The sequence below is a fragment of the Micromonospora noduli genome (assembly GCF_003264475.1).
GTDB lineage: Bacteria > Actinomycetota > Actinomycetes > Mycobacteriales > Micromonosporaceae > Micromonospora > Micromonospora noduli.
On the sequence record NZ_PYAC01000042.1, the window covers coordinates 305,251 to 321,874 of the forward strand.

Sequence of the window (16,624 nt, forward strand, 5' to 3'; positions counted from 1 at the left end):
GGTGGGTCAGCGCACCGGCACCCGGGCCGGTTCACGGACGTCGTGCCGGCCGAGGGCGAAGCGCCGATAGACCTCCGCGTAGCCGCTCGCCATCCGCTCGACCGAGAAGTTCCGCGCGACGTGCGCCACGCAGTCCTCCGGGTCGAGTCGCTCCGCCGCGAGCAACGCCGCGGGTAGCTCCTCCGACCGTTCGACGACGAGCCCGGTCAGCCCCGGCCGCACCAGCTCCGGCACCGCACCTCGGTTGAGCGCGACCACCGGCGTGCCGGTGGCCATCGCCTCCAGCATCACCATGCCGAACGGCTCGTCCCACTGGATGGGCATGATCAGGCAGCGCGCGTCGACAAGCATCCGCAGCGTCGTCGCGCGGTCCGCGTTGAGCACGACTGTCACGTCGTCGTCGACCATCGGCGCGACGACCTGCTCGTAGTAGCGACGCTCGGCCGGCTCATTGCACTTGCCGGCCAACAGCAGGGGCAGTCCGGCCGCCCGGCACGCCCGGATGGCGGTGTCCGGGCCCTTGTCCGGGCTGAACCGGGCCAGCCACAGCACCGGCCCCGCGCCGGGCGTGTGCTTGCGCGGGAAGCCGCGGATGTCGAGCGCGTTGTGCACCGTGCCGGCCCAGGGCAGGTTCGGGTTCAGCCGGCGCTGAGCGTGCGAGATGGCCACCAGTGCGACGCCCGCGTCGATGTCGCTCAGCACGTCGCCGTACTCCCCCACGGGGTTGCCGTGCACGGTCGCGACCGTCGGCACGGCCCGGCGGCCGGCGACCAGCGGACCGATCGTGGTGTGGTCGTGGATCACGTCGAAGTCGGCCGGGCTGATCAGCCGATTCACCCGGGCCAGATGTGCCAGCTCGGGCAGTGACTCGCCGAGCCGCTCGTACTGGACCTCGGCCACCGTGGAGACGAAGCCGCCGGCCGCCGTGCCGTGGTCATCTCCGGCGCCGAACAGGGTCACCGAGTGCCCCTGCTCGCAGAGTGCGTCCACCAGGGCGGCGACGACCTGTTCAAGGCCGCCGTAGCCGGGCGGCGGTACGGACAACCACGGCGGAACCACCATCGCGATGCGCAGCGACCGCTCCTCAGGGCGGCCCGCAGGCGGGTGGTTCACGGCCACGAGTCCTCCCCGTTGCTCCCCCGGTGCGGCGGCACCGCCGGTCGGCGGCGGTTTCCCGATGGCGTCCCGGGTAAACCGGACATGGCGGACGATCACCCGCCCACCAGGAGTTGGTCGTGGACCACCCGCACCCCGGGCGCGGACCACGCCACCCGCTCGACCTGATCGCGTTCCCACCAGGAACGGACCACGCCGGCGAGGACCAGCGTGTCGCCGTCCACCTCGACGGTCACCCGCTCGCCGCCGAGCGTGCGCAGCAGCGCCCGCTGGACGTCCCGCCGCAACCGCTCGGCAGCCGGTGGCGCCGCGGGTCGTACCTCGATCAGGTTGGTGATCCCCCGTACGCCGTCGAGCCGGCGCACCTCGCCCTCGGCGGCCCGCCGCTGCCACCCGAACTCGACCTCACCGCGCAGCATCAGCCAGCCGTTGGCCACTGTCACGTCCAGCCGTTCGGCGGGCACGAAGCTGTCCCACTCCAAGGCGCGGGTGGCGGCGTTGGCGACCTCGGCGTCGGTACGCCCAGGAGTGCCGGGAAGCCGCACCTCCATCTCGTCGGCCACCGCCCGTACGCCGCGAACCCGCTGTGCGCACCGCGTCGCGGCCCAGCCGCGGGCGGCACCGTCCACGAATCCGGTCAGGGTGACCACTCCCTGGTCGACTGTCACCCCGATCTCGTTCGGTTGCAGCCGGGCGTCCCAGGCCAGCTCGGCCAGAACGTCGCGTTGGATCCGCTGGTCGTCGCGGACACCCACCATCTCGGTCATGGCACCCCACCCCCGGTTCCGGTCGTCGCCCTCCGAACCTGCCGGGCGGACGGGTGACGGCGGTTCACCCGATCCGGGTGAACCGCCGTCCGGGCGGAAAGAAGCGGCGGGTGACGGAGCCGACCCCCTCGGCCCCGCCACCCGCCGCCGGAGGGAGGAAGCAGGTTCAGATAACTGGTCAGGACGTTTCGGCGAGCGTCACGGTCGCCGACTTCTCGACACCGTTGCGCTTGAACTGCACCTCGACCCGGTCGCCGACCTTGCCGGCCTGCACCGCGCCAACCAGGTCGTCCGAGTCGTTGACGGGCTTGTCGCCGAACTTGGTGACGACGTCGCCGCGCTGGAGGCCGGCCTTCTCCGCCGGGCTGCCCGGGGTGACCGACGCGACGAGGGCGCCGCCGCCCTCGGCCTGGTTGACGCCGACTCCGAGGGACGGGTGGCTGACCTTCTCGCCCCGCTGGAGCTTGCCCGCGACGTCCTTGGCCTTGTTGCTGGGGATGGCGAACCCGACACCGATGTTGCCGGTGCTCTGCCCGGAGGTCGCGATGGCGGTGTTGACGCCGATCACCTCACCCCGGGTGTTGACCAGCGCACCACCGGAGTTGCCGGGGTTGATCGGCGCGTCCGTCTGGAGCAGGCCGGAGATCGAGCTGACCGGCTGGCTCTGCTGCTGGGTCGGGTCCTGCGGCTGCCCCTCACCGGCCCGGATGGTGCGGTCCCGGGCGCTGAGGATGCCCGAGGTCACCGAACCCTGCAGACCGAGCGGGCTGCCCAGGGCCAGCACCTGGTCGCCGACCTGCATGGCGTCGCTGTCGCCGAACTTGGCCGGCTTGAGGTCGTTCACCCCGTTGGCCTTCACCACGGCCAGGTCGGTCTTCGGGTCGGTGCCGATGATCTTCGCGTCGGCGGTCTTGCCGTCGGCGAAGACCACCCGCACGGCGTCGCCGGCGGCGGACGCGACCACGTGGTTGTTGGTCAGCACGTACCCGTCGGCGCTGAGCACCACTCCGGAGCCCTCACCGCTGTCGGTGGTGATCGAGACGACGCTGTCCTGCACCGACGCGGCGATCTTCGGCAGGTCGGCGCCATTGATCACGGGAGCCGCGGAGTAGGTGCGGGTGATGCCACCGCCGTCGCCGTCGAGGGCGAGCGCGAGCGCCCCACCGGCAACACCGGAACCGAGCATCAGGGCGAACACCGCGACACCGGCACCGGCGAACTTGGCGATCCGACCCGGCCGGGGGCCGCTGCCGGGCGGCGCGACCTGCGGGCCCCACGGCGGGACCGGCTGGCCCGGGTGGTGCGGGTGCTGTCCGGGGTGCTGGGCGTGCTGCCCGGGGTGCTGCTGGTGCTGGGCGTACGGCATCCCCGGCTGGCCCCCGCCGGCCCAGCCGGACTGCTGGCCCGGGTACCAGGGAGCACCGGGGTAGTGGCCGGCGGCCGGCTGTGGGTAGCCGGGCTGGCCGGGCGCCGGGTGACCGGAGACCGGGTACGGCGGCGCGGAAGGGGTGGCGGCCGGGCGCTCGTAGCCGGTCGACGGCTCGTACCCGGTCGGCTGAGCGGCGGCCGGCGGGCCGGCGGGCGCGGAGGAGCCGGTGTACCCGGCCGGGGTGACGGCGGTGGTCTCGGCGTCACCGGTGGGGGCGGCGACCGTCGGGTCGCCGCCGGTCGAGACGACCGGTACGGGAGTGGTCGGGGAGTCGGACTGCACGCGCTCGTCGCGCGGCAGCTCGGCGGTGGGGTGCGACGGCTCGGCGTCGGTGGGGGCCGGCCGGCGCTGCGGGTCGGACTCGAACTCGGTCATGGCACTACCTTCTCCCCCGGCACTGCAATCAACCTGGAACCGTCCTGGAAGTTGGCTGAAAGTCACTCGCCCGCTCCGTCGACCTGCGGCAGCAGCGGCAGCCGAACCCGGAAGGTGGCCCCGCCGCCGGGCGTCTCGGCCACCTCGACCGAGCCGTGGTGGGCGGCGACCAGCGCCGCCACGATGGCCAGGCCGAGGCCGGTGCCGGTGTTGCCGTCGGCCCGTCGGGTACGGGCCGCGTCGGCCCGGTAGAACCGCTCGAAGACGCGTTCCGCCTGCTCGGCCGAGAGGCCGGGGCCGGTGTCGGCCACCTCCACGATGGCGAAGCCACCCGGTTCGGCGCGCAGCCGTACCCGGATCTCGGCCTCCGGTGGGGTGTGGGTGAGCGCGTTGGTGACCAGGTTGCCGATCACCTGCCGTAGTCGCGCGTCGTCGGCGGAGACGACGAGTGGGCCCGATTCGGGCGCGATCTCCAGCTCGATCCGCCGGTCCGGTGCCATCGCCCGGGCGGCCTGCACCGCGTCGGAGGCGAGCACCGGCAGCTCCACCGGGGTGAGCGAGAGCGGCCGTTCCATGTCCAACCGGGCGAGCAGCAGCAGGTCCTCCACCAGCAGCCCCATCCGGGCCGCCTCGTCCTCGATGCGGCGCAGCAGACCGGCGGTCTGCTCCGGCGCACGGGCGGCACCCTGCCGGTACAGCTCGGCGAAGCCACGGATGGTGGTGAGCGGAGTCCGCAGCTCGTGGGAGGCGTCGGCGACGAACTGCCGCATCCGCTCCTCGGAGCGGATGGCCCGCGCCTCGGACGCCTGAGCGGCGGCGGCGGCGTCCCGGGCGGCGCTCTCCGCCCACCGGGCCGAGGTCTCCGACGCGGCTCGGGCGGTGAACGCCGCCTCGATCTGGGTGAGCATCGCGTTCAGCGCACGGGAGAGCCGGCCCAGCTCCGAGGTCGGCTCGGCCTGGCCCTCCTCCGGGTCGGGCACCCGGCGGGTCAGGTCACCGCCGGCGATCGCGGCGGCGGTCTGTTCGATCTCGACGAGGGGCTTGAGGCTGGTCCGGACGATCGCCGCGCCGACCGAGGCCAGCATGATCAGCACTGCGCCACCGACCAGGAGGTCTATCCAGACGAGCTGCTTCACCGCCCGGTCCACGTCGGTGAGCGGCTGACCCACGGCCAGCACCGAGCCGTCCGGTTGAGCCGCGTAGTAGACCCGCCACCGGGTGAGGCGATCGTGTGAGATGACGGTGCGCGGCTCGCCCTCCGCCGCCTCGAAGTCCTTGCGGCTGGCAGGAAACGTGGGCAGCTGTTCAGGGTCGAAGTTTCGCTTGTCGTACTGGGGGTCGTACACCCGCTGCTCGTCGGCCACGATCACGACGTAGTCGCTGGGCAGCATCGCGTTGACCTCACCGCTGCGCAACTTCAGAAGCAGCTGGCCGAGGCCCTGGGCTGTCGACCGGACCTGCCCGTCGACCTGGCCCTCCAGGTAGTTGCGGAGGAAGTAGGCGGTCAGCGAGCTGATCACCAGAAGCGCGACGGCGACCAGTGCGAGCACCGAGGTGACCAGTTTCACCCGCAGCGGAACGCTGCGGACCCGCCCTTTCGCCTGCTGGACCGCGTTCACGCCGCCGGCTTGCGCAGCACGTAGCCGACGCCGCGAAGAGTGTGGATCAGCCGGGGTTGGGTGGTGTCGACCTTGCGCCGCAGGTACGAGATGTAGGACTCGACGATGTTGTCGTCGCCCCGGAAGTCGTAGTTCCAGACGTGGTCGAGGATCTGCGCCTTGGAGAGCACTCGGTTGGCGTTGAGCATCAGGTACCGCAGCAGCTTGAACTCGGTCGGCGAGAGCTGCACCCGCTGGCCGGCGCGGTGCACCTCGTGGGTCTCCTCGTCCAACTCCAGGTCCGCGAAGGTGAGCCGGGACGGGGCCTGCTCGCCGGTAGTGGTGCGGCGCAGCACGGCGCGGATCCGGGCGGTCAGTTCCTCCAGGCTGAACGGCTTCGTGACGTAGTCGTCGCCGCCCAGGGTCAGCCCACGGATCTTGTCGTCGGTGGCGTCCCGGGCGGTCAGGAACACCACCGGGGTACGCGTGCCGCCCTCGCGGAGCATCCGGATGACCTCGAAGCCGTCAAGGTCGGGGAGCATCACGTCGAGCACCACCAGGTCGGGCCGGTGATCCTTGGCGGCGTTGAGCGCGGCGCTCCCACTTGTCGCGGTGGCCACGTCGAAGCCCGCGAACCGCAGGCTCGCGGAGAGCAGTTCGAGGATGTTGGGGTCGTCCTCGACGACGAGCAGTCGCGCCTCGGTCTGGGTAGCGGGCATGCGCCCATCATCGGTGACTTCACTGCGCCAGCGCTGGACGCTTCCTGCAAAAAGGCTGTGAGTCGCCGGCCGTCCGGCGACGCCGGTCAGCGCAGCAGGCGACGCAGCCCGTCGAGGGCGCCGTCGAGAAGCCGGATCGCGGTGCGCAACTGGGTGTCGCTGAACTGTCGGGCGCGCATCAGCCGGCCCACCTCGGCGGTGAACGCGGCCAGCCGCTGGTTCAACTCGTCGAGCAGCTCGGCCTGCGGCCCTCCGGTCGCCGCCGGGCGGGGCGGCGGCGCGGGCGCCTCCCACCGGGCCCGCCGGGTCTGCCGGGTGGCCTCGCTCAGCTCCCGCTTGAGGTCGCGTGCCGACCCGCGTACCTCGCTGCGGATCTCGCCGGCCAGGCTGGAGAGGTCCGCCACGGAGGCCGCGATGTCCGTTTCCAACGCGGTCAACTCGCCGGCCCGCTGGCGCAGCTCCGCCCGACCGGCATCGGTGATGTCGTACGTCTTGCGGCCGCCGGCCGCGGTGTGGCTGACCAGACCCTCGACCTCCAGCCGTTGCAGGCGGGGGTAGATGGTGCCGGCGCTGGGCGCGTACAGCCCGAGGAAGCGGTCCTCCAGCAGGCGGATCAGCTCGTAGCCGTGCTTCGGGCCGTCGTCGAGGAGCTTGAGCAGGTAGAGCCGGAGCCGCCCGTGGCTGAACACGGCGGTCACGGCAGCTCCTCTGCATCGTCGTCGACGGCTCGGGCGAGCAGGGCGATGCTCCCCGAGGTCGCGGAAGCCCAGAGCTTACCGTCGCCGGCGCCGAGCACCCCCTCGCTGCTGGGCAGTGGGAACGTCGAGGTGCGTAGCTGCGGAAAGCCGCTGGTGATCCGGCCGGAGGCGGTGTTCAGCTGGACGGCGAGGTCGCTGTCCGCGCGGACCCGGACGGTGATGCTGCCCGAGATGGTGGTCAACCGGATCTCGCTGCGCCGGGGGTTGTCCAGATCGCAGGTGATGGCGCCGGAGACGGTCTGTGCCCGTACCCGGTCGGCGGCGCTGTCGGCGAGGATCACCTCCCCGGAGACCGTCTCCACTGTGAGGTCGCCGCGGACGCCGAGCGCCTCGACCGGCCCCGAGGTGAGCTTCGCGGAGGTGCTGCCGCGCAGCCCCATCAGGGTGATCTGGCCGGCGACGACGTTGGCGGTGGTCTGCCGGCGCAGGCCGGAGGCGACCAGCGAGCCCGCGACCAGGCCCAGATCGGCGAGGACGTCGGCGGGCACGGCGATGGAGACGTCCACCCGGGGATAGCGGTGGATCATCCGGAACCAGCGCAGGACGTCCGACCAGCCCCGACCGCGTTCCTGGCGGATGCTGAGCCGACCGTCGGTGTGGTCGATCAGGACCGGCCGACGGCCGACCTGGGTCACGTCGATCCGGGTCGGCCCGTCGGTGGCGACCACGTTGAGCCGCCCACTGATCAGTCGAACGTCCAGCCGGACGACCGGAGCGTCAACTGTGAGCCGTTGTGGGCTCTCGATCGTCCATCCGGCCATGGCGTTCCCCTCTCGACGACGCGCGGAAGGCACGCCGAACAGGAGGAGAATGTAACGCGATATATCGCGATACCACAAGACAGGTCGCGAGTTGGTCGCCGGCCCGGCGGTCGGCGTGCTCTCCTCAGGCCGCCAGGCCCAGCTCGCGATCAGCAGGCAGAGCCGGCGCGGGAACGGCCGGGGTCACCGCCGGCACCGGCCGCAGCCGGGCCCGCGCCACGGCCCCCGCCGTCGGCACCAGGTGTACGGCCGACTCGGCGGCCCGGGCCAGCAACCGCCGATCGGCGTCACGGGCCGGGTGCAGCGCGGCGGCGATCGTCACCGATACCACCAGCTCCCGCGCCGCGACCACCCGTGCCACCGAGCGCAGCAGGGTGTCCGCACCGATGAAGGCGGCTGCCGTGGTGGTAGACCCGGTGGTCGCACAGCAATAGGTGAGCCGCAGCGGAACCACCGGGCTGCCCGTGTCGATGGCCGCCTGGAACATCGCGGGCCGGAACCCACCGCCGGGGCGGCAGTCGGTGGCACCGTTCCCGGCACACCACGTCGTACCCTCCGGAAAGACCGCCACCGACCGCCCGGCGCGCAGCGTGTCGGCGACCCGGGCGACGGTCCTCGGCAGCGTCAGCGGCCGGGCCCGGTCCACGAAGACCGTGCCCGCCGCCGCGGCCAGCAGACCGACCACCGGCCAGGACCGGATCTCCCGTTTCGCCACCATCCGGGTGGGCGCGACCGCCAGCACCGCGAGGATGTCCAGCCAGGAGACATGGTTGGCGACCAGCAGCGCGCGCCGCCGGGGCAACCGACCCCGGACCACGAGGCGGACGCCGAAGGCGCGCGCGGTGGCCCGCGCCCAGCCGCTGACCAGCGCCTGCCGTTCCCGAGTGGGAAGCACGGGCAGCAGCAGCACCACCGGGATCCCGGTCAGCAACATGCCGAGCGCGGCGACCAGCCGGAGCACCCGGCGGGCCACCGGCACCGTGGGCACCTCGCCGGCCGTCGGCAGGCAGTCGTCGTCGCAACCCGAGGCGGGGCGCCACAGGTCGCGCGGCACGGCGGTCACCGCTGCTCCCCGCCGAGGAAGTGCCGCAGGTAGCGCGGGTTCATCCGGTCCAGAGAGAAGAGGACGTAGAAGTCCGCGCACCCGAAGTCGCTGTCGTACGACGGCTCGCCGCAGATCCACGCGCCGAGCCGGAGGTAGCCACGCAGCAGCGGCGGAACCGCCACCCGCCCGGCCGGGGCGACGGCGACCGGGCCGGCGGCAGCCGCCTCGGTGAACCAGGGCCGCAAGGGGCGGACCCGCAGCGGCGGCGGTGACAGGTGCCGGGCCCGGGCCTGCGTCCACACCTCGGCCACCGTCCGCCCACCGTCAGCCACCGGCACCGAGGCGCAGCCGCCGAGCCAGCGGGAGCCGCGCAGGTGCAGGTACCGGATGATGCCGGCCCACATCAGGTTGATCACCGCGCCGGAGCGGTGGTCCGGGTGCACGCAGGACCGACCCGCCTCGACCAGGTCGTCGCGGAGCGGGTCGAGCGGGCTCAGGTCGAACTCGTCCTCGGCGTAGCGCCGGGTGGTGCGCCCCGGCGGCAGCAGCCGGTACGTGCCGACCACCTCGCCGGTGCTGTCCTCGCGGACGATCAGGTGGTCGCAGTACGCGTCGAAGGGGTCGACGTCCAACCCGGCCTCGCCGGGGAGGGTGGCGCCGAGCTCGGTGGCGAACACCTCGTGGCGCAGGCGTTGCGCGGCCGCGACCTGGGTGGGGTCGTCGGCGATCAGCAGGGTGTATCCGCTGGTCTTCAGGGGTGTGCCAGCGGCATGCAGAACGGCCATGGGATCTGTGTAGGTGCCCGGGTTGCCATCCACGGGGACCACTGGTGTCGATCGGATGAACGCCGGCAGGCGAGACCGCTAGCGACCCCCGGCGCGGACCGTGCGAGGCTGCCGGACCAGGCCGGCGAAGGCGCCGACACGCACCACCGGAGGTCGACGATGCGCATCGAAACCCGCTACAACGGGCCCGCCGGTTCCGGCAACGGCGGCTGGAGCGCGGGGATCTTCGCCGCCGAGGCGGGCGGCAGCGGGCCGGTCGAGGTGACGCTGCGCCGGCCACCACCGCTCGAGACCGAGCTGACAGTGGTCGACGGCGAGGTCCGGGACCCGGCTGGCGAACTGGTGGCCGAGGTGCGCCCGGCCGGGGTGATCGATGCCGTCGTACCCCCGGTCGACCTGGAGACGGCGGTGGCCGCCGCGGCCCGCTACCCCGGCCTGGTCGAGCATCCGTTCCCCAGCTGTTACGTCTGCGGGCCGCAGCGGGCCGACGGGCTGCGGATCTTCCCCGGCCGGCTGCCCGATGGCCGGACCGCCGCACCCTTCCGCGCGCCCGCAGAGGTCAGCGCGGCCACGATCTGGGCTGCGCTGGACTGCCCCGGTGGTTGGGCGGTGCTCGCGCCGGGCCGCCCGTACCTGCTGGGCCGGATCGCCGCCGTGGTCGCGGCGCTGCCCGGGCCGGGCGACGAGTGCGTGGTGACCGGGGCGTTGCTGCGCGTCGATGGGCGCAAGGCGCTCGTGCACACCAGCCTGTACGGCCCGGACGGGTCGTTGCTCGGCGCGGCGCGGGCAACCTGGATCGCCCGCTGAACCCCTGCCGTAGTCCGCAGGGATGAGTCGCATCCACCCCGCGACGGAGGCAAACGTACTGACCGCGCCTGATTGACCTTGTTGCCACGGGCCGTCACGCTGTGCCACGGCGTACCTCGACGCCACACACGGGAGGAGAACGATGACTGACGGGCAGCGAAGCCCCACCAGCGACGGTCAGATCGTGGTGTCCGGTCTGACAAAGCAGTACAAGAACGTCCGGGCGGTGAACAACCTGTCCTTCACCGTGGCGCCGGGACGGGTGACCGGCTTCCTCGGCCCGAACGGCGCAGGCAAGACCACCACGCTGCGCATGCTGCTGAATCTGGTCACGCCGACCGCCGGCACGGCCACCATCAGCGGCCAGCGGTACGCCGACCTCGCCAACCCGCTGCGGCAGGTCGGCGCGGTGCTGGAGGCGTCCAGCGCGCACAAGGGCCGCACCGGCATCAACCACCTCCGGGTCATCTGCGCGGCGGCCGGGCTGCCCAAGCAGCGGGCCGACGAGGCGTTGGCCCTGGTCGGGCTCACCCCGGCGGCGAAGCGCAAGTTCAAGGGTTACTCGCTGGGCATGAAGCAGCGGCTCGGCATCGCCGCCGCGATGCTCGGTGACCCCCGCGTGCTGATCCTCGACGAGCCTGCCAACGGGCTGGACCCGGAGGGCATCCGGTGGATGCGTGGGTTCCTCAAGAACCTCGCCCACGAGGGTCGTACGGTGCTGGTCTCCAGCCACCTGTTGTCGGAGATGCAGCTCCTCGCCGACGACGTGGTGATCATCGCGGCCGGGCAGTTGGTCCGGCAGGGTCCGGTCGACCAGGTGCTCGGGTCGATGGCCCAGGGCGCCCGGGTCCGGGTCCGCACCCCGCAGGCCGAGGCGTTGACCGCCGCCCTCAAGGCGCAGTCGGCGACCATCGAGACCGACGAGCAGGGCGTGCTGCTGGTCGGCGGGGTGGACGCCCCGACGATCGGCCGGTCCGCCCTCGCGGCCGGGGTCGAGCTGCACGAACTGACCACCGAACGGCCCGATCTGGAACGGGTCTTCCTGGAGCTGACGGCCGGAAAGGCGGGCATCCGATGAACCTGGTCCGATCCGAGCTACTCAAGATCCGTACCACCAGCACCTGGTGGTGGCTGGCCCTCGGCGCGTTCCTCTCGATCGCCCTGGCGTTCGCGATCAACGCGTGGCTGTTCGTCACGACGCTCGGCGGCGACGCCGAAGAGATCGGCGTCAGCGCCGAGCAGGCGACCGCGCCGGCGCAGGCGGCGAACCTCTACACCTCGGGCCAGTACCTCGGGCTGATGTTCGTGATGCTCATCGGCATCCTGATGGTCACCAACGAGTTCTTCCACCAGACCGCGACCACGACGTTCCTGACGACTCCCCGGCGAACGTCGGTCATCGTCAGCAAGCTCGTCGCGGCCAGCCTGCTCGGCTTCATGTTCTGGCTGGCGACCACGCTCATCGACCTGGCCGCCGGCGCGATCTTCCTGTCCGCGAACGACTACGGCACTCAGCTCGGTGAGTGGCCGGTGCAGCGGGCGCTGTTGTTCAACCTGCTGGCCTACGCCATCTGGACGATCCTCGGGGTGGGCATCGGCACGCTGATCACCAACCAGCTCGGTGCGGTGATCACGGCGGCGGTGCTCTATCTGATCGGCACCCAGGTGGTGGGTCTGCTGTTCCTGCTCCTGTCGAACGTGCTCGACAGCCAGGCGGTGCTCAAGTGGCAGGTGATCTGGCCCGCTGTGGCGTCCCAGGTCATGATCACGGAGGGCACCTCGGAGTTCACACCGTCCTGGTGGGTCGGTGCCCTGGTGCTGATCGGCTACGCGCTGGTCAGCGGAATCGCCGGAGTTCTGCTCACCCGGCGGCGCGACATCGCCTGATGGCGTCTGCGACCCCGGAGCGGCGCCGACAGGCTGGCCGCTCCGGGGTCGGGCGTCACCCTCGGCGACCGGCCGCGCGAGGCCGGGTGTTACCAGTTCGACACGGTGCGCGCAGGCGTTGCTGAACTTCTGGCATCTTCTGTGAAACCGGCCACGGGACCGAGGCGGAAATGCCTGCGGGATCGGTACGGCGTAGCCTGGGAGCCGTCTAGTCCGTGCTCCTAATCGGGCGCGACGGACCCACCGCGTGCCACACAAACCCGCGTGAAAGAGGCGATTACCGGCCGTGTCGACCCAGCAGACTTCGCAGGAGAACCCACTGGCGGGTTTCGGCCCGAATGAGTGGATCGTCGAGGAGATGTACCAGCGTTACCTCGCCGACCCATCGAGCGTCGATTCGGCCTGGCACGACTTCTTCGCCGACTACCGACCGGCACCGGGCGCGGGCACCCCGCGCGGCGCCGAATCCTCGGACAAGCCGGCCGCCGCCCCGGAGCCGGACGGTCAGCCGGAGGCAGCCGCCACGGTTGCCCAGCCGAGCGCCCCGGCCAAGCCGGCGACCGCTAGCAAGCCGGCCGCCGCCCAGCCGGCGCCGGCCAAGCCCGCCGCTGCGGCCACACCGAAGGCCACGCCGGAGAAGACCGCTCCGGCCAAGCCGGCCGCCAAGGCCGCCGCGCCGAGTGCCGACGGCCCGCAGACCACGCCGTTGCGGGGCGTCGCGGCGAAGATCGTCCAGAACATGGACGCGTCGCTGAGCGTGCCCACCGCGACCAGCGTGCGCGCGGTCCCGGCCAAGCTGCTGGTGGACAACCGCATCGTGATCAACAACCACCTCGCCCGTGGGCGGGGCGGCAAGGTCAGCTTCACCCACCTGGTCGGCTACGCGCTGGTGCGCGCGCTGGTCCAGCACCCCGAGATGAACAACTCCTTCACCGAGGCCAACGGCAAGCCGGCGGTGCTCCGCCCGGCACACGTCAACCTCGGCATCGCGATCGACCTCGCCAAGCCGGACGGCAGCCGCAACCTGGTGGTCCCCTCCATCAAGGGCTGCGAGCAGATGGACTTCCGGCAGTTCTGGCAGGCGTACGAGGACGTGGTCCGACGGGCGCGGCGCAACGAGCTGACCATGGAGGACTACTCCGGCACCACGATCTCCCTGACCAACCCGGGCGGCATCGGCACCGTGCACTCGATGCCGCGGCTCATGCAGGGGCAGAGCGCGATCATCGGCGTCGGCGCGATGGAGTACCCGGCCCCCTACCAGGGGATGTCCGAGGCCACCCTGGCCGAGCTGGCGGTCAGCAAGATCATCACGCTGACCAGCACGTACGACCACCGGATCATCCAGGGCGCGCAGTCCGGCGAGTTCCTCAAGGTGATGCACGAGCTGATCCTGGGCGAGCACGGCTTCTACGACCAGATCTTCACCGCGCTGCGCATTCCGTACGAGCCGGTGCGCTGGATGCGCGATGTCGCTGTCAACTCCGAGGGTCAGATCAACAAGACCGCCCGGGTGCACGAGCTGATCCACGCGTACCGGGTGCGCGGTCACCTGATGGCCGACACCGACCCGCTGGAATTCAAGATCCGCAAGCACCCCGACCTGGACGTCCTCCAGCACGGGCTCACCCTGTGGGACCTGGACCGCGAGTTCCCGGTCAACGGCTTCGCCGGCCGGCAGCGGATGAAGCTGCGCGAGATCCTCGGCGTGCTGCGCGACTCGTACTGCCGCCGCGTCGGCATCGAGTACATGCACATCCAGGACCCGGAGGAGCGGCGCTGGGTCCAGGAACGGATCGAGCGCAAGTACGAGAAGCCGTCCGCCGACGAGCAGAAGCACGTGCTCAACCGGCTCAACGCCGCCGAGGCGTTCGAGACCTTCCTGCAGACGAAGTACGTCGGCCAGAAGCGCTTCTCGCTGGAGGGCGGCGAGTCGCTGATCCCGCTGCTCGGCGAGGTGCTGGAGTCATCCGCCGAGAACGGGCTGGACGAGGTCGTCATCGGCATGGCCCACCGGGGTCGGCTCAACGTGCTGGCCAACATCGTCGGCAAGCCGTACGAGAAGATCTTCTCGGAGTTCGAGGGTCACCTGGACCCGCGCTCGACGCAGGGCTCCGGCGACGTGAAGTACCACCTGGGTCAGAACGGCAAGTTCACCACCCCCGACGGCGAGCACGCGGTCAAGGTGTCGGTGGTGGCCAACCCGTCGCACCTGGAGGCCGTCGACCCGGTGCTGGAGGGCATCGTCCGGGCCAAGCAGGACCGGATCGACCTCAAGCTGGAGGGCTACACCGTGCTGCCGCTGGCGGTGCACGGTGACGCCGCCTTCGCCGGGCAGGGCGTGGTCGCCGAGACCCTCAACCTGTCGCAGCTGCGCGGCTACCGCACCGGCGGCACCGTGCACGTGGTGGTGAACAACCAGGTCGGCTTCACCACCGCCCCGGAGTACAGCCGGTCCAGCCTCTACAGCACCGACGTGGCCCGGATGATCCAGGCGCCGATCTTCCACGTCAACGGCGACGACCCGGAGGCCGTGGTCCGGGTGGCCCGGCTGGCGTTCGAATACCGGCAGACGTTCAACAAGGACGTTGTGATCGACATGGTCTGCTACCGCCGGCGCGGGCACAACGAGGGCGACGACCCGTCGATGTCCAACCCCCAGATGTACAAGATCATTGACTCGAAGCGCTCGGTCCGCAAGCTCTACACCGAGGAGCTGATCGGTCGCGGTGACATCACCGTGGAGGACGCGGAGGAGCTGCTGCGCGACTACCAGGCGCAGCTGGAGAAGGTCTTCAAGGCCACCCGGGACGCCGCCTCGGCACCGCGCCAGCTCAACCGGCCGCGCCGCGAGGAGGAGCCGGAGCCGCAGGTCGACACCGCCACCGACGCGTCAGTGGTCAAGGCCATCGGCGAGGCGCACATCAACCTGCCGGAGGGCTTCACCCCGCACAAGCGGATCCAGCAGCTGCTGGACCGGCGGGCCAAGATGTCCGTCGAGGGCAACATCGACTGGGGCTTCGGCGAGATCATCGCGCTCGGGGCGTTGCTGCACGACGGGGTCACCGTCCGGCTCGCCGGACAGGACTCTCGTCGCGGCACGTTCGTCCAGCGGCACGCCTCGGTGGTCGACTCCCGCACCGGCGACGACTACCTGCCGCTGAAGTCGCTCACCGGCGACGGCGACCGCTCCCGGTTCTTCGTGCACGACTCGCTGCTCAGCGAGTACGCGGCGATGGGCTTCGAGTACGGCTACTCGGTGGAGAACATCAACGCCCTCGTCGCCTGGGAGGCCCAGTTCGGCGACTTCGTCAACGGCGCCCAGTCGGTGATCGACGAGTTCATCTCGTCCGGTGAGGTGAAGTGGGGCCAGCGCTCCGCCATCACCCTGCTGCTGCCGCACGGCCACGAGGGTCAGGGCCCGGACCACACCTCCGGTCGGCCGGAGCGGTTCCTGCAGATGTGCGCCGAGGACAACATGCGGGTGTCCATCCCGACGACCCCGGCGAACTACTTCCACCTGCTGCGCCGCCAGGCCCTGTCGCCCAAGCGCAAGCCGCTGGTGGTGTTCACGCCGAAGTCGCTGCTGCGGCACAAGCTCTGCGTCTCGTCGGTGGAGGACTTCACCACCGGCACCTTCCAGCCGGTGCTGCGCGACACTGCCGCCCCGGCGCCGGAGGCGGTGAAGCGGGTGCTGCTCTGCTCCGGCAAGGTCTACTACGACCTGTTCCAGGCCCGGCAGGAGCGCGGCGTCACCGACACCGCGATCCTCCGGCTGGAGCAGCTGTACCCGCTGCCGGTGGAGGAGATCCGGGCCGCCCTCGCGCAGTTCCCGAACGCCGAGGACTTCGCCTGGGTGCAGGAGGAGCCGGCCAACCAGGGTGGCTGGTCGTTCGTCGCGCTCAACCTGCTGGAGCACCTCACGGACGTTCGGCTGCGGCGGATCTCCCGCCCGGCCGCGGCCGCCCCGGCGGTCGGCTCGGCCAAGACCCACGAGGTCGAGCAGAACGCGCTGATCGAGGCGGCTCTCCCCCGCCCGTGACCTGACCTGAGCACGGAAACCGGGGCAGGGCCGTTTCACCACGGTCCTGCCCCGGCTCTCGTAGGTCCGCTGGTCCACCCACCGGCCGGTTGACCATCCACCCACCACCCGCCCGGCCCGAGCCGGGCCGAGCACGAGGACGTACCCCATGTACTTCACCGACCGTGGCATCGAGGAGCTGGTCGAGCGCCGGGGCGAGGAGCAGGTGACCCTGGAGTGGCTCGGCGAGCGCCTGCGCGACTTCGTCGACCTCAACCCCGACTTCGAAACCCCCATCGAGCGTCTGGCCACCTACCTGGCCCGCCTAGACGATCCCGACGACGAAGACGCCTAACCCCCACCCCACCCCACCCCCGGCCCCCACCCCCGCGCGTTGATCATGAAGTTGTCCGCGCGTGTCGTCGGCGTGTCGGGCGATAACTCCATGATCACCGGGGCGGGGGGTCGGGGCCGCAGGACCGCAGGGGCCGGGGGCGGAGGGGCGGGGGGCGGGGGCAGGGTCGGACGGCCCGGGTGGGGGGCCTCGCGATCTTCT

The 16,624-nt window shown here is 71.5% G+C and carries 14 protein-coding genes; 5 read left to right on the forward strand and 9 right to left on the reverse strand.

The window, feature by feature from the left end; all coding sequences use genetic code 11:
• Window positions 1-6 precede the first annotated feature (6 nt).
• The 9 genes from MED15_RS30380 to MED15_RS30420 form a co-directional block, all read right to left on the reverse strand.
• Complete coding sequence (locus tag MED15_RS30380; RefSeq protein ID WP_112725357.1) at window positions 7-1,062, reverse strand: glycosyltransferase family 4 protein; 1,056 nt, start codon at window positions 1,060-1,062, stop codon at window positions 7-9.
• A 149-nt stretch (window positions 1,063-1,211) separates the two neighbouring features.
• Window positions 1,212-1,883, reverse strand: coding sequence for a BON domain-containing protein (locus MED15_RS30385; protein WP_167457766.1), 672 nt, complete (start codon window positions 1,881-1,883; stop codon window positions 1,212-1,214).
• A 178-nt stretch (window positions 1,884-2,061) separates the two neighbouring features.
• Window positions 2,062-3,687, reverse strand: a complete 1,626-nt coding sequence (locus MED15_RS30390; RefSeq protein ID WP_112725356.1) for a trypsin-like peptidase domain-containing protein — start codon at window positions 3,685-3,687, stop codon at window positions 2,062-2,064.
• Window positions 3,688-3,749: 62 nt separating this feature from the next.
• Window positions 3,750-5,306 (reverse strand): sensor histidine kinase, encoded by a 1,557-nt coding sequence (locus MED15_RS30395; protein WP_112583643.1) that lies wholly within the window; start codon window positions 5,304-5,306, stop codon window positions 3,750-3,752.
• Window positions 5,303-6,004, reverse strand: a complete 702-nt coding sequence (locus MED15_RS30400; RefSeq protein ID WP_030336721.1) for a response regulator transcription factor — start codon at window positions 6,002-6,004, stop codon at window positions 5,303-5,305. The genes MED15_RS30395 and MED15_RS30400 overlap by 4 nt, the downstream gene beginning before the upstream one ends.
• Window positions 6,005-6,090: 86 nt before the next feature.
• Entirely contained in the window at window positions 6,091-6,702 is a 612-nt protein-coding gene (locus MED15_RS30405; protein WP_112583644.1) for a PadR family transcriptional regulator, read from the reverse strand.
• Window positions 6,699-7,523: a DUF4097 family beta strand repeat-containing protein gene (locus MED15_RS30410; RefSeq protein WP_112600976.1), complete on the reverse strand. Its 825-nt coding sequence runs from the start codon at window positions 7,521-7,523 to the stop codon at window positions 6,699-6,701. The genes MED15_RS30405 and MED15_RS30410 overlap by 4 nt, the downstream gene beginning before the upstream one ends.
• A 124-nt stretch (window positions 7,524-7,647) precedes the next feature.
• The gene (locus tag MED15_RS30415) at window positions 7,648-8,586 is read right to left on the reverse strand and encodes a lysophospholipid acyltransferase family protein (RefSeq protein WP_112737576.1); all 939 of its coding nucleotides are present in this window, start codon (window positions 8,584-8,586) and stop codon (window positions 7,648-7,650) included.
• The gene (locus MED15_RS30420; protein ID WP_112583647.1) at window positions 8,583-9,353 is read right to left on the reverse strand and encodes a GNAT family N-acetyltransferase; all 771 of its coding nucleotides are present in this window, start codon (window positions 9,351-9,353) and stop codon (window positions 8,583-8,585) included. Before MED15_RS30420 ends, MED15_RS30415 begins: the two co-directional genes overlap by 4 nt.
• Before the next feature lie 159 nt (window positions 9,354-9,512).
• On the opposite strand from MED15_RS30420, the gene MED15_RS30425 reads away from it, so the two are divergent.
• The 5 genes from MED15_RS30425 to MED15_RS30445 all read left to right on the forward strand — a co-directional run bounded on the left by MED15_RS30425 (window position 9,513) and on the right by MED15_RS30445 (window position 16,423).
• On the forward strand, window positions 9,513-10,160 hold the full coding sequence (locus MED15_RS30425) for a hypothetical protein (protein WP_112583648.1): 648 nt from the start codon (window positions 9,513-9,515) through the stop codon (window positions 10,158-10,160).
• A gap of 142 nt (window positions 10,161-10,302) precedes the next feature.
• Entirely contained in the window at window positions 10,303-11,238 is a 936-nt protein-coding gene (locus MED15_RS30430; protein ID WP_112737578.1) for an ABC transporter ATP-binding protein, read from the forward strand.
• Window positions 11,235-12,047, forward strand: coding sequence for an ABC transporter permease (locus MED15_RS30435; RefSeq protein WP_112737579.1), 813 nt, complete (start codon window positions 11,235-11,237; stop codon window positions 12,045-12,047). The genes MED15_RS30430 and MED15_RS30435 overlap by 4 nt, the downstream gene beginning before the upstream one ends.
• A 286-nt stretch (window positions 12,048-12,333) precedes the next feature.
• Window positions 12,334-16,089: a multifunctional oxoglutarate decarboxylase/oxoglutarate dehydrogenase thiamine pyrophosphate-binding subunit/dihydrolipoyllysine-residue succinyltransferase subunit gene (locus MED15_RS30440; protein WP_112600972.1), complete on the forward strand. Its 3,756-nt coding sequence runs from the start codon at window positions 12,334-12,336 to the stop codon at window positions 16,087-16,089.
• A gap of 148 nt (window positions 16,090-16,237) precedes the next feature.
• On the forward strand, window positions 16,238-16,423 hold the full coding sequence (locus tag MED15_RS30445; protein WP_030490374.1) for a DUF6104 family protein: 186 nt from the start codon (window positions 16,238-16,240) through the stop codon (window positions 16,421-16,423).
• Window positions 16,424-16,624: the final 201 nt, after the last annotated feature.

Bases quoted from the DNA above. Each gene is read 5' to 3' on its own strand.
- MED15_RS30380 (WP_112725357.1), bottom strand. From the start codon at position 1,062: ATGGTGGTTCCGCCGTGGTTGTCCGTACCGCCGCCCGGCTACGGCGGC.
- MED15_RS30385 (WP_167457766.1), bottom strand. From the start codon at position 1,883: ATGACCGAGATGGTGGGTGTCCGCGACGACCAGCGGATCCAACGCGAC.
- MED15_RS30390 (WP_112725356.1), bottom strand. From the start codon at position 3,687: ATGACCGAGTTCGAGTCCGACCCGCAGCGCCGGCCGGCCCCCACCGAC.
- MED15_RS30400 (WP_030336721.1), bottom strand. From the start codon at position 6,004: ATGCCCGCTACCCAGACCGAGGCGCGACTGCTCGTCGTCGAGGACGAC.
- MED15_RS30410 (WP_112600976.1), bottom strand. From the start codon at position 7,523: ATGGCCGGATGGACGATCGAGAGCCCACAACGGCTCACAGTTGACGCT.
- MED15_RS30420 (WP_112583647.1), bottom strand. From the start codon at position 9,353: ATGGCCGTTCTGCATGCCGCTGGCACACCCCTGAAGACCAGCGGATAC.
- MED15_RS30425 (WP_112583648.1), top strand. From the start codon at position 9,513: ATGCGCATCGAAACCCGCTACAACGGGCCCGCCGGTTCCGGCAACGGC.
- MED15_RS30430 (WP_112737578.1), top strand. From the start codon at position 10,303: ATGACTGACGGGCAGCGAAGCCCCACCAGCGACGGTCAGATCGTGGTG.
- MED15_RS30435 (WP_112737579.1), top strand. From the start codon at position 11,235: ATGAACCTGGTCCGATCCGAGCTACTCAAGATCCGTACCACCAGCACC.
- MED15_RS30445 (WP_030490374.1), top strand. From the start codon at position 16,238: ATGTACTTCACCGACCGTGGCATCGAGGAGCTGGTCGAGCGCCGGGGC.